Here is a 12572-nt window from a genome sequence, read left to right on the forward strand (position 1 = left end):
CTCTTCCTTACTCCACCGTCACGCTCTTCGCCAAGTTGCGCGGCTTGTCGACGTCGTTGCCGCGAGCCAGGGCTGCGTAGTAGGCGAGCAGTTGCAGCGGTACGACAGACAATGCCGGCGTCAGCAGCGGCAGCGTCTTCGGAATGGCCAGCGCCTGGTCCACGGACTTCAGCAGGTCAGGCACATGTTCCTCGTGCGTGATCGCCATAACGTCCGCACCACGGGCTTTGACTTCCTTGATGTTGCTGACCGTTTTCTCCAGCACGGATTCCTGGGTCGCGAGCGCGATCACCGGAACCCCTTCTTCGATCAGGGCCAGCGTGCCGTGTTTCAACTCGCCGGCAGCGTACGCTTCGGAGTGGATGTAGGAAATCTCCTTCAGCTTCAACGAGCCCTCCTGCACGACGGAATAGTCGAGGCCGCGGCCGATAAAGAACAGATGCTCATGGCCGGCGATTTGCTCGGCATAAGCTTTCACCGTGTCGGCTTGAGCCAGCATGCTTTCCACCTGCTCCGGCAGCGACTGCATGGCTGCGATGACATGAGCCACGTCGTCCGCGCTTTGCGTGCCGCGCACTTGAGCCATATACAGGCCAAGCAGGTAGAACGCGATCAATTGGGACGTATACGCCTTCGTCGAGGCAACGGCAATTTCCGGTCCGGCCAGCGTCGCAATCACATCGTCCGCATCGCGGGCAATCGAGCTGCCGACCACGTTGGTGATCGCCAGTACATGCGCACCGTTGGCTTGTGCTTCACGCAGTGCGGCGAGGGTATCGGCCGTCTCACCGGATTGGCTGACAACAATGACAAGGGTATCCGGCGTAATCAGCGGCGAACGGTAACGGTATTCCGAAGCGACGTCGTTCATCACCGGAATGCGCACCAACTGCTCAATCGCCGTCCCGCCGACCAGACCGGCATTATACGCCGTACCGCAGGCGATAACATGAATCGAAGTGAGACTGCGGATCTTTTCGTCCGACAGCTTAAGACCCGGAAGCACGACTTTACGTCCGCTTTCGTCGATGCGTCCCAGCATCGTGTCACGGTATGCCTTCGGCTGCTCGTGGATTTCTTTCAGCATGAAATGATCGAAACCGCCTTTTTCTGCCGTCACAGCGTCCCAATCGACACGAATCATTTCCCGAGAAATAAAATTCCCTTCGATCGTCATCAATTCGACAGCATCCTTCGTCAGCACCGCCATCTCGCCATCATTCAAAATATACACGTTCCGCGTATAATTCAACAAAGCCGGAATGTCGGAGCCGATAAAGTTCTCGCCTTCACCGAGACCAATAATGAGCGGGCTGGCTTGACGAACGGCTACCAATTTCTCCGGTTCATACTCCGTCAGGACCCCAAGCGCAAACGCGCCGCGCATGTAACCGATCGCTTTCTGAACGGCTTTTACGATATCGCCTTGATATTCGCGGGCCACCAGATGGGAGATGACTTCGGTATCCGTTTCCGAGACGAACACATACCCTTGCTCGATCAGCTCTTCCTTCAGCTCCAGATAGTTCTCGACAATCCCGTTATGCACGACCGAGAACTTCTGGGTATGGTCGGTATGCGGATGAGAATTCACGTCAGACGGTTTGCCGTGCGTAGCCCAGCGGGTATGGCCAATCCCGGCCGATCCCTTAAGCGGGGCACCTTCCAGCTTCGACTCCAGATTCGCCAGACGTCCCAGCGATTTCGCGATTTTCAAGCCGTCCGATGTAAACACCGCGATGCCCGCCGAGTCGTACCCGCGGTACTCCAGCTTCTTCAACCCTTCCAGCAACACCGACTGCGTATCCCGATTCCCAATATATCCAACGATACCACACATAATATTTTATCCTCCGTTTCATTCTTACAAGATGGTTTTTGGCCGTAAGAAGCGGAACACGGAAGAATATTTCACGCGGTATACCGAGACAGAACTATTCAATTGTCAAAAAAACTCTCGGTTAAAAGCAGACCCTTCTGCAATTTTCAACCATTTTTTCACGAATGCCCATGTTGCTCCGTCTACCGCGGAATCTTCCGCGCTGCTTGCTTGCGTACATTCATGAAAGCTCGATGAATGTGTTGATCCATCTGCCCGCACGGTTTGTGGGAAAGGTCGCCCCTTCCTTTTGCCGCTGCGGTTACGGTGCGATGCAGCACCGGGAGGCCCCCGCCGAACATTCCGAACACCTCCACCTCGTCAACTTCGCTTTGCCGTACCTTGGGATTGGCGGACGTCTCAAGATTTCCTGACTGCCGCCGACAGGCTGGCCTTCCGCCCCTGTCCACTCGGCATCGTCTCCTGAGAACGCCGGATAGCCCTCCACGATCCCAAACCTACGCGCACAATGAAGTTCTGGCGCTTAACTTCCGGTAAACCTCACAACCCTCGCTTTCTTTACTCGAATATGCTTAATTATATGCACCTTCACCCGATTTGGCAATGATCATCTTGTCCTGTTTCGGCAATTCATGTCTTTTGTCCCGACAACCCGGATGCAAAAAACCGCCAGACAGGAATACGCTCCCGTCCGACGGTCCTTGAAGTCCTATTTATGAAAAAACGAAAAATCAGGCCGTTATACCAACTGCTTCTCCACAACTTCCACAATTTGCGCAACCAGCTGCTCCAGCTCTGCCTTCTCCGGCCCCTCAGCCATAACGCGAATCAGGGATTCCGTACCTGACGGACGAACCAGCACGCGCCCATTATCGCCCAGCTCCTGTTCCACTTCGGCAATCGCCTCGGCAATCACCGCGTTTCCGGCAAACTTGCTCTTATCCTGCACCCGTACGTTCACCAGCACTTGCGGGTACTGCTTCATGACCTTCTTCAGTTCACTAAGCGGCTTGCCGGAAGCCAGCAGGGTATCGACGAGCTGAATCGCCGTCAAAATCCCGTCCCCGGTCGTATTGTAGTCCAGAAAAATCACGTGTCCAGACTGCTCCCCGCCCAGGTTGTAGCCGCCGCGCAGCATTTCCGCCATCACGTAGCGGTCGCCGACCGCGGTCTGCTGGGTAGCGAGCCCCAGTTTCTTGGTCGCCTTGTAGAAGCCAAAGTTGCTCATGACCGTCGATACGACCGTACTGTCTTTCAGCTTGCCGGCTTTGTTCATCGCGTCGCCGCAGATACACAGGATATAGTCGCCGTCTACCTCTTCGCCCAACTCGTCGATGGCAATCAGGCGGTCCGCATCGCCGTCGAAGGCAAGCCCCAGATGCGCGCCCAGGCGGACAACCTCCTCCTTAAGCCGTTCCGGATGCGTGGAGCCGCAGTGGTCGTTGATGTTCAGGCCGTTAGGCTCAGCCGCCAACGTATGCACCTCAGCGCCCAACTCGCGGAACAGCTTCGGCGCCAGCTCGTAAGCCGCCCCGTTCGCACAGTCCAGAACGACCTTCAGCCCTTGGAACGAGGAGCTGATCGTCGTTTTCAAATGATCGAGATATTTCAGCTTCGATTCATTATCCACCGTCACCGTGCCCAGACCGCCGCCGATGGGCCGCGGCAATTCGTCGGCCTTCTTGTCGAGCAGTTTCTCAATTTGCAATTCCGTATCATCCGACAGCTTAAATCCGTCGCTGCCGAAGAACTTGATCCCGTTATCCTCCACCGGGTTATGGGAGGCGGAAATCATAACGCCTGCGTCCGCTTGAAGCAAGCGTGTCAAATAAGCCACTGCCGGGGTCGTCACGACGCCCAGACGGATGACGTCCGCGCCGATGGACAACATCCCGGCCACCAGTGCTGACTCCAGCATGACGCCGGAAATGCGCGTATCCATGCCGATCACGACCTTAGGCTTGGGAGCCTGGCCCGCCAGCACATAACCGCCGCAGCGTCCGATTTGATAAGCCAGTTCAGCTGTCAGTTCTTTATTTGCAATTCCTCTTACGCCATCAGTTCCAAAATACTTCCCCATGATTTCACTCCTTCAAATTTTACCAGCACCGCACCGTTCTCCTTGTCTCCCGGATGTCGACTGATTGGTCTATATTCGTAGTTGTCCGCATAGGTTCAAGTTACGTTCCGTTCCCCGCTGTAACGTCCTCCGTCGTATTGCTGCCATCCTCTTGGCGGGGCGGTGCTTCGTTGCCGGACGGGCTCTGTACGCCATTCTCTGGATCCGGAAGCTCTGCCGGTGTACCGGAGGTCGGATTGCCTTTCTCCGTCAGCTCCACGTCCACGGTCATGGAAGTGCCCGGATCAGCCAGGTCCACACCTTCAGGCAGTTTTACCTCGAGCGGGATCGTATGTGTCCCTGCCCCCAAATGTGCCAGATCGGCGATCACTTGAATGTTCTCCGGCTGGAGTGCGTCAAGCACCTCGCTGGCTCCGATTAACGTCAGACTCAGCTTCGGCTCCGTCGGCCGGATCCACTTCACGTCGTACAACGAGCCGGCATTTTTTACCGTGATCGGGATCTCATCCAGTTGCTTTTGTCCCCCGGGCATTACATGCAATGTGATCGTGACAGAGCTCGGCTCGATTTTCTCAAAACCTTCCGGAGGAGTCAAGTCCACCGAGTATTTCGTCTCATTTGCACCGTCAAAACGGCTCAGGTCAACCGTCACCGGATAGGAGGATATACCCTCCAGCGCTTCCTTGGAGCCGTATAACACGACTCCCTCGACATCGGTCTCGACACCGGCTAAGACATATCCGGCCGGAAGTTGCCCCGTCTTGCGTACCTCAAGCGGCACGTTCTTGTACAACTTATTGATCGGGATATCCACATCCACGGAACTAGGCGAAATCTTCGCATTCTCTATAGGCTGCCCCTGCTTATCATATGCCGTCAGCTTCACGCTTTTGCCTTTGACCGATTCCTTCAGCCCCGTGACATCCACCGTGCCTTCCACTCGGTCCAACTCTTGCACTTCACTCGCTGGCAGCGTAACGTCAACGGTTCCATTCCCGGCAACAATGGGGGTCCCAAGGACTAATCCATCGGCGGGCTCCCCTTTCGTAACGATGGACACCGGGAGCTTCCGGGTCTCCTTGGCTTCGATTGTGACCTTTACGATCGAAGGATCCATTGAGATTAATTCCACCCCAGGCGGAAGCTCATGGGTCAGAGGGAGCGTGAACGTCCCGGGTCCCAGATTTTTGAGATCCAGTTTTGCTTTATAATCAGAGAAGTTCGTGGTCAGATCAATCCGCTTTCCCTTGACTTGCATACGCACCGTACTTGGCTCAAGATCGTATAGAACAAAATGGTCCTCGTCAAATCCGGTCACTTCGATTTTGACGTTGTCGATGTATCGCGGCTGCGCCAAAGTTGTGGAATCAACAGGAGTTCCGCTGTCCAAGTGGACCATCGCCCACAGAATGATACTGAACACCAGCGCGAGGACCTTGGCAAAATTGTTATGAGTCAGCCATTTATCCATTTTTGCCGGCCTCCTTCCGTCTGCGGAACGGACTGCGCTTCTCCTTGACGTTCGCGTTGGGACCTAATTCCGCGTACAGCTTGGAGATCAGCGATTCCTCGTTGATGTCCCTGACAACTTGGCCGTCAATAGCCAGTGAGATTTGTCCGGTTTCCTCGGAAACAACGATAGATACTGCATCCCCGACCTCGCTAATCCCGATCGCCGCCCGGTGCCTTGTACCCAGCTCCTTGCTGATGAACGGATTCTCCGACAGCGGCAAATAGCAGGCAGCGGCCGATATCCGATGTCCCTGGATAATCACGGCCCCGTCATGCAGCGGCGTGTTCGGGATGAAGATATTGATCAACAGCTGTGAAGAAATGATGGACTGCATCGGAATTCCCGATTCCGTATATTCATTTAGACCCGTATCGCGTTCAAAAACAATAAGGGCACCTATCTTTCTACGTGATAAATAATTCACGGCCTTAATGATCTCGCCGATCTCTTTGCCGAACTCCTCTTCGTCCGCACTGTTCCGGCCAAACAGCTTGCCTCGACCGAGCTGCTCCAACGCACGTCTGAGCTCCGGCTGAAATATAATGAAGATCGCGAGCACCCCGAAGGTAAACATTTGGTTCATTAGCCATTTCAGGGTGTACAAGTCGAACCAAGTACTCACCGCCCAAATAAACACCAGGACCAGAATTCCCTTGAGCAGTTGGACGGCGCGCGTTCCTCGAACAAGCAAAATCAGGTGATATATAATATAAGTAACGATAAGGATATCAATAACATCCTTGATGGTATCCTGCCAAGTCAAATTCACAAAATAGTTCATGCTGCGACCCCCGGAATGTTCCTTGCGGACGTATGGCCCGCCGACAAGGAAACAATATGTACAGCTTTAACGCTTGTCTCTATAAGTTTCCCCTAATTACTAGGTTATAACGTTCACATGTCAGATGCAAGCATCCAGTAAAAATAGGTTCATTTCGTATCCATTGTTAATTTTTACCTTCTGCTGTCAAATAAAAAAGCGCCGATTCCCCAAGGGGAGGCGCCAATTTATTTAATATCGCCTTACGATCACCTATAGGCGACTTCCGTAAACGTATTGATGATCCTGTACCAGATCCAGTCCAGCGCTTGATCAATCTGCTTGACTTCGCCCGAAATATGCGCCGTGGAGGCTTGATAATAGGAGCCGTCAATCACGGTTAAATTGCCTTGAACCTCACCATAGATTTCGGCTTTGCCGTTCTCAATGGTCAAGTTCCCGACGATTTTGGAATTGCTTGGCACGGTGACCGTATCGCCATGAATAATGACCTGATCCAGGTCCGCTCCCTTGACGACGAGCTGATCGTCGCTATCCCAAAGCGATACCGCGCTGAACAACATCACCAACAAGAACATCGCCGCGGCCGTCAACGCCGGATGGCGTCGGATCCATTTAATCCATGCCTGTTGCTTAGGCTGACTCGGGATCTGGCTGATGATCCGGTTGACCAGTTCATCGGGTGCGGAGATGTTGGTGTGCTGCTTGATCGTAGCAAACAACATCATTTCGCTTCGTTCCAATTCCCTGAATTCCTTTAGGCAATCCGGACACTGGTCTAGATGCAGCTTCAGCTGTTCGGCATGGTCGCGGCTTAATTCGCCGTCCAGGTAATCATGCATCATGGATGAGGCATGTTTGCATTCCATATCAGCCAATCCTTTCAGTAGTATCATCTATGCGAAAATTGGAGGGTACGGCTAAGATCGTAGTCGTCCTACCTTACAATACGTAACGGTTCAGAATATGTTTCAAAAAATAATGTCTCGGAAATGTCCCCATTTTACAGCATTTTGTGTTCCAGCTTTTTGCGCAAAAATTCACGTCCGCGGTGAACCCGCGTCTTGACCGTCGTCACCGGCATATCTAACACTTCGCTGATCTCCTGCAGCGACATTTCCTGCAGATAACGAAGCACGATCACCGATTTGTATTTGGCAGGCAAGCCTTCGATGGCTTGATGGATGGTTTGCTGCGTTTCCGACAGCAGGTATTCCGTTTCCGGCGTTCGCTCGTCCCCAGGAATTAAGGTATATCCGTCCATGCCTTCTTGATCGTTCATCTCTGCGTCCAGATAATAGCTCGGCTTCCGCTTGCGCAGCCGATCGATACACAAATTCGTCGCGATCCGATAAATCCACGTGGAGAATTTCTGTTTGTCGTCGTATCGGCTCCAGTTTTTGTGCACCCTCAAAAACGTCTCCTGCACGACATCCTCTGATTCGTGCCGGTTAGACAACATTCGGTATGCGAGATGATACAGCTTATCCTTATATAAATCGACAAGTTCGGCGAAGGCTCCCTGATCTCCCTTGCGGGCCAGCTTCACCAGTCTTGCATCGAAATGTTCCACCACCATATTTTCCCCCAAATCGGTTGGAAAGGCTCCGTTACTTCACCCCTGCCTGTCCGGCTATTCGTCCCTTTGCTTCAAGGAAACTCCAAGAATCATCCTTCCAGCTTCAAACCTGACTTTCTGATTAAATGAAAGGGGACTTCCAGTCGTCGGCACTTCATTCAAATGTTAAAGCAACTTTTTGCAAAATGCAATACATTCAGTAAAAGCAGACCTTAAAAAAACCGGACCTCTCATAGAGAAGGCCCGGTTTGACTTCCTGATCGGCTTCCTGCGGGGATCAGCCCGTATTCCGGAGACCGGCGGCAATCCCGTTAATCGTAAGCAGCACCTCACGCAGCAGCTCAGCGTCGTCCTGCCCTTGATCACGCACCGTGCGCAATTCGGTCAAGAGCTGCACCTGCAAATAGCTCAGCGGATCCACATAAGGATTCCGCAAACGAATGGATTCCTGCAGGCCTGGCAAATTGTCGAGGATTTCGGAAATCCCCGTAATCTTCAACACCATGTCCCGCGTCAAAAGGTATTCCTCCTCAATCTGGCTGAGGATGCGTTCCTTCACCTCGGGATCCGAGCACATTTTCGCATATTCTTTCGCGATCACCAAATCCGCTTTGATCAATGCGAACTGCAGCGTATCAATCACCGTTCTAAAGAACGAGAAGTTTTGGTACATATCCTGAAGAACCTTGAGGTTCTCTTCGTTGTTTTGGTAGAAGTTGCGCAGGCCGGTACCGGCTGCGTACCAGGCCGGGAACAAGTAGCGGCTTTGCGTCCAGGCAAAGACCCAAGGAATCGCCCGCAGATCCTCGAACCGATCGCTGTTCTTGCGTTTGGATGGACGGGAGCCGATATTCAGTTCGCCCACTTCAACCAATGGCGTCGATTCACGGAAGAATTTCAGGAAATCCGGTTCACGGAAAACAAGGTCCTGGTACTTTTGAAGTGATGTCTCGGAAATACCGGCCATAATTTCTTCCCAATGCTGCTCCTCCGGACTGGGTCCTTGATGCAGCTTCGCTTGAATCGCTGCGGTAATCAGCGCCGAAGTCGCTTGCTCCAAACTGCGGTACGCGATGCCGCGCAAGGAATACCGGGACGAAATGACCTCGCCTTGCTCCGTGATCTTGATACCGCCGCCGATCGTTTCCGGCGGTTGTACGAGGATGCTGCGGTTCAGCGGCATGCCGCCGCGTCCAAGCGCCCCTCCGCGGCCGTGGAAGAACTTCAGCTTAATGCCAAATTCATGGGCGCAAGCCGTAATCTGTTTCAATGCCACGCGCAGCTCCCAGTTTGCTGTAACCACACCGCCGTCCTTGTTGCTATCGGAGTACCCCAGCATAATCTCCTGGAGATCGTTCATCGCTTTCACCGACTCGCGGTAAATCGGCATGCTGAACAACTGACGCATAATGCCTGGCGCAGCGTGAAGGTCATCTATGGTTTCAAAGAGCGGGACCGATTGCAGCGTGCAAACGACCGTGCCGTCCGCATCTTTGCGGAACAAGCCCACTTCCTTCGAGAAAACCATCACCTCGAGAATATCGCTGGCGGCTTCCGTCATACTGATGAGGTAACTGGTGATGCACTGCTGACCGTATTCCTTTTGCGCGTGGTACACGGTACGGTAGACATCCAGACATTCCTTCGTATTTTCGCTGTATTCCTGATAAGGAGAAGTCAGAGGCCGCGGGTCGTTCAATAAACGTTCCAGCAGCTTGATCTTGTCCTGCTCCTCAAGCTCGGCATAGTTGTCTACGATATTCATGTTCGCCAGAATTTCCGTCATGGCGTTCTCGTGCTCTTTACTGTGCTGGCGAATATCCAGCGTTGCTGTATGGAACCCGAACAGCTCGGCTTGACGAATCAGCTTCTTAATGTGCGTATCGGCCACATAGTCGGCATAATGATGACGCAAGCTCCGGTCGATGATTTTCAGGTCCTGGATAAACGCTTCTACACTCGGATACCGCTCCGGCGTATCCTTGGTATTCTCATCCAATACATTGTGCAGCTTCTCCGTCATATACGTCAGCTTCACGCGGTACGGTTCCTTCTCATTGTTCCATTGCGGCGTCTTGCGCAAAGTCACTTGCAGGCGATCCCGCTGAATCGAGGCCATCAGTTCATTGGTAACGTCCACGATACTGGTGCTGAAGCTAAGATGCTTGAACAAGTCGGCCAAAATCCGTTGATACTCACGAACCGCCAGTTTGCGTTGCATCCGCAGCGTCTCCCAGGTTACGCTGGAGGTTACAGAAGGGTTGCCGTCCCGGTCGCCGCCGATCCAGGAGCCAAAGCGCAGGTAAGTTGGCATGTGCCAGTGATGCTCCGGATAATATTTCGTCAGACAACGTTCCAATTCCTGATATACCTCAGGCAGTACATGGAATAAGGTTTCGTGAAAATAGTACATACCGTTTCGGACTTCATCCAACACGGTAGGCTTGCGATCGCGCAATTCATCGGTTTGCCAGAGAGTAATCACTTCATTAAGCAGCTTCTCCCGCAGTTGCTCGCGTTCACGGAACGTCAGCGTCGGGTTATCCAACTGCATGACATCGTCAGCGATTCGCTTGTGGATGTCCAGAATGGCGCGGCGCATCGCTTCCGTCGGATGGGCCGTCATGACCAACTCCAGGGACATCCCGTCCAGGATTTCCTGAGCCTCCGCATAATTAAAGCCCTGTTCCTTCAAATCGCGGACTGCTGCCTCAATCGTGCCGATCTGAACGGCATCCCCGGCAGAACGTTCATAATCACGTTTCCGGCGAATACGATGGTTCTGCTCCGCGATATTCACCAATTGGAAGTAGATCGCAAAAGCACGGATCACCTGATGACGGATCCCGGGTTCCAAAGAATTAATCATTTCCTTAAATTCTTCATGCAATTCCGGTAAAAATACAGCCCGCAGGGATTTACTGGCTTCACGTATCTTCTCGACAATATCCAAGAGCTCATTGCCGCCCTGATGCACCAGGACCTCTCCTAGAATATTGCCCAAAAAACGAATGTCGCGCCGAAGCAGATTATTCGAGTTGCCCTTTCCTGCGGTAACCGTTAACTCTGTCATGTTTCTCCCCCATTTCATCCCTAATGCAGCAAGCTAAGATCAGCATTGTCATTATCTTTGTCGTTTAGACCAAATGGCGTTCGCCAGGCGTTTCTTAACATCATACAATAAACTGCCCTGAAAATCTTCACTTAATTTGTAAGAAATATGTCTGGACCGCTTGAGCACAAGCCGCGGATCGCCATTCACTTCAACTTCACTTACCCTAACACGGTAAAGCAGTAAAATGCAAGAGTATAAACGAATGATAGAAAACTTTTATACCCGGGAAGGAGGCCCCAAATAGGGTAATGTCTAAAATTATAACAAAAAACATCATCTTATCCGATGATGTTGCTGTTATGTATGGAGCGGGTGATGGGAATCGAACCCACGCTACCAGCTTGGAAGGCTGGAGTTCTACCATTGAACTACACCCGCACCTTAAAGAAATGGTCGGGATGACACGATTCGAACATGCGACCCCCTGGTCCCAAACCAGGTGCTCTACCAAGCTGAGCTACATCCCGTCAATAAGGTGGTATTGATTTGATTTGAAAAAATGGCGCGCCCTAAGAGATTCGAACTCCTGACCTTTTGATTCGTAGTCAAACGCTCTATCCAGCTGAGCTAAGGGCGCGTATGAAGATGGAGCGGACGACGGGAATCGAACCCGCGACCCTCGCCTTGGCAAGGCGATGCTCTACCGCTGAGCCACGTCCGCATAGAAGATGGTGCGCGTGGAGGGACTTGAACCCCCACGTCAAAGACGCTAGATCCTAAGTCTAGTGCGTCTGCCAATTCCGCCACACGCGCAAGGATAATACTGGTGAGCCATGAAGGACTCGAACCTTCGACACCCTGATTAAAAGTCAGGTGCTCTACCAACTGAGCTAATGGCTCTTGCGAGGAAAAAATGGCTGGGGATATAGGATTCGAACCTATGCATGACGGAGTCAAAGTCCGTTGCCTTACCGCTTGGCTAATCCCCAATAGAATGGTGGAGGCTGAGGGGATCGAACCCCCGACCCTCTGCTTGTAAGGCAGATGCTCTCCCAGCTGAGCTAAGCCTCCAAATCTGGGATCTACATATAACGAAGATGGTGACCCGTAGGGGATTCGAACCCCTGTTACCTCCGTGAAAGGGAGGTGTCTTAACCCCTTGACCAACGGGCCTTATGTAGAGAAGCTCTCAACCGGGATCGAACCGGTGACCTCATCCTTACCATGGATGCACTCTACCTACTGAGCTATGAGAGCAAGTGGCTCCCCGAACAGGACTCGAACCTGTGACAACTCGATTAACAGTCGAGTGCTCTACCGACTGAGCTATCAGGGAACATTGCTTGGCGGCGTCCTACTCTCCCAGGACCCTTCGGTCCAAGTACCATCGGCGCTGGAGGGCTTAACGGTCGTGTTCGGGATGGGAACGAGTGGAACCCCTCCGCCATCGCCACCAAACGGTTCAAGCGTTTTGATCGCCTGAAAACTGGATACGAAACGTAGTTTGCGTGTTAGTTATTTTGGATAAGCCCTCGACCGATTAGTACCTGTCAGCTCCATACATTGCTGCACTTCCACCTCAGGCCTATCAACCTCGTCGTCTTCAAGGGGTCTTACTAATTGGGAAATCTCATCTTGAGGGGGGCTTCACGCTTAGATGCTTTCAGCGCTTATCCCGTCCGCACTTAGCTACCCAGCTGTGCTCCTGGCGGAACAACTGGTGC

The 12572-nt window shown here is 52.7% G+C and carries 8 protein-coding genes, 11 tRNA genes and 2 rRNA genes; all 21 read right to left on the bottom strand.

Annotated elements, in window-relative coordinates; translation table 11 throughout:
• Positions 1-7: 7 nt before the first annotated feature.
• The gene (gene glmS / locus BN3795_RS05050) at positions 8-1840 is read right to left on the bottom strand and encodes a glutamine--fructose-6-phosphate transaminase (isomerizing) (RefSeq protein ID WP_068783620.1); all 1833 of its coding nucleotides are present in this window, start codon (positions 1838-1840) and stop codon (positions 8-10) included.
• Positions 1841-2022: 182 nt separating this feature from the next.
• Positions 2023-2289: a hypothetical protein gene (locus BN3795_RS25465; protein WP_198524650.1), complete on the bottom strand. Its 267-nt coding sequence runs from the start codon at positions 2287-2289 to the stop codon at positions 2023-2025.
• Between the two features lie 290 nt (positions 2290-2579).
• On the bottom strand, positions 2580-3920 hold the full coding sequence (glmM, locus tag BN3795_RS05055; RefSeq protein ID WP_068783621.1) for a phosphoglucosamine mutase: 1341 nt from the start codon (positions 3918-3920) through the stop codon (positions 2580-2582).
• A gap of 100 nt (positions 3921-4020) precedes the next feature.
• Entirely contained in the window at positions 4021-5391 is a 1371-nt protein-coding gene (locus tag BN3795_RS05060) for a CdaR family protein (RefSeq protein WP_068783622.1), read from the bottom strand.
• Positions 5384-6214 (bottom strand): diadenylate cyclase CdaA, encoded by an 831-nt coding sequence (cdaA, locus tag BN3795_RS05065; RefSeq protein WP_068783623.1) that lies wholly within the window; start codon positions 6212-6214, stop codon positions 5384-5386. Before cdaA ends, BN3795_RS05060 begins: the two co-directional genes overlap by 8 nt.
• Positions 6215-6462: 248 nt before the next feature.
• Positions 6463-7083 carry a zf-HC2 domain-containing protein gene (locus BN3795_RS05070; RefSeq protein ID WP_068783624.1) on the bottom strand — a complete coding sequence of 207 codons (621 nt, stop codon included), beginning with the start codon at positions 7081-7083 and terminating at the stop codon, positions 6463-6465.
• 134 nt (positions 7084-7217) lie between these two features.
• Positions 7218-7793, bottom strand: a complete 576-nt coding sequence (gene sigW / locus BN3795_RS05075) for an RNA polymerase sigma factor SigW (RefSeq protein ID WP_198524651.1) — start codon at positions 7791-7793, stop codon at positions 7218-7220.
• A 277-nt stretch (positions 7794-8070) separates the two neighbouring features.
• The gene (ppc, locus tag BN3795_RS05080; protein WP_068783625.1) at positions 8071-10866 is read right to left on the bottom strand and encodes a phosphoenolpyruvate carboxylase; all 2796 of its coding nucleotides are present in this window, start codon (positions 10864-10866) and stop codon (positions 8071-8073) included.
• Positions 10867-11212: 346 nt separating this feature from the next.
• Positions 11213-11286: transfer RNA gene (locus BN3795_RS05085), tRNA-Gly, on the bottom strand.
• A 12-nt stretch (positions 11287-11298) separates the two neighbouring features.
• Positions 11299-11375 (bottom strand) — tRNA-Pro (locus BN3795_RS05090).
• A 33-nt stretch (positions 11376-11408) separates the two neighbouring features.
• Positions 11409-11485 (bottom strand) — tRNA-Arg (locus tag BN3795_RS05095).
• Between the two features lie 9 nt (positions 11486-11494).
• Positions 11495-11569: transfer RNA gene (locus BN3795_RS05100), tRNA-Gly, on the bottom strand.
• 8 nt (positions 11570-11577) lie between these two features.
• Positions 11578-11661 (bottom strand) — tRNA-Leu (locus BN3795_RS05105).
• A gap of 11 nt (positions 11662-11672) precedes the next feature.
• A tRNA-Lys gene (locus BN3795_RS05110) sits at positions 11673-11748 on the bottom strand.
• A gap of 14 nt (positions 11749-11762) precedes the next feature.
• A tRNA-Gln gene (locus BN3795_RS05115) sits at positions 11763-11837 on the bottom strand.
• Between the two features lie 6 nt (positions 11838-11843).
• Positions 11844-11919 (bottom strand) — tRNA-Val (locus tag BN3795_RS05120).
• 27 nt (positions 11920-11946) lie between these two features.
• Positions 11947-12021, bottom strand: a tRNA-Glu gene (locus BN3795_RS05125).
• Between the two features lie 11 nt (positions 12022-12032).
• A tRNA-Thr gene (locus tag BN3795_RS05130) sits at positions 12033-12105 on the bottom strand.
• A gap of 3 nt (positions 12106-12108) precedes the next feature.
• Positions 12109-12184 (bottom strand) — tRNA-Asn (locus BN3795_RS05135).
• Positions 12185-12189: 5 nt separating this feature from the next.
• A 5S ribosomal RNA gene (gene rrf / locus BN3795_RS05140) occupies positions 12190-12306 on the bottom strand.
• A 62-nt stretch (positions 12307-12368) separates the two neighbouring features.
• Positions 12369-12572, bottom strand: a 23S ribosomal RNA gene (locus BN3795_RS05145); the annotation flags it as partial.

Origin of the sequence: Paenibacillus phocaeensis, assembly GCF_900021165.1 — a bacterium.
GTDB classification, from domain to species: Bacteria; Bacillota; Bacilli; order Paenibacillales; family Paenibacillaceae; genus Fontibacillus; species Fontibacillus phocaensis.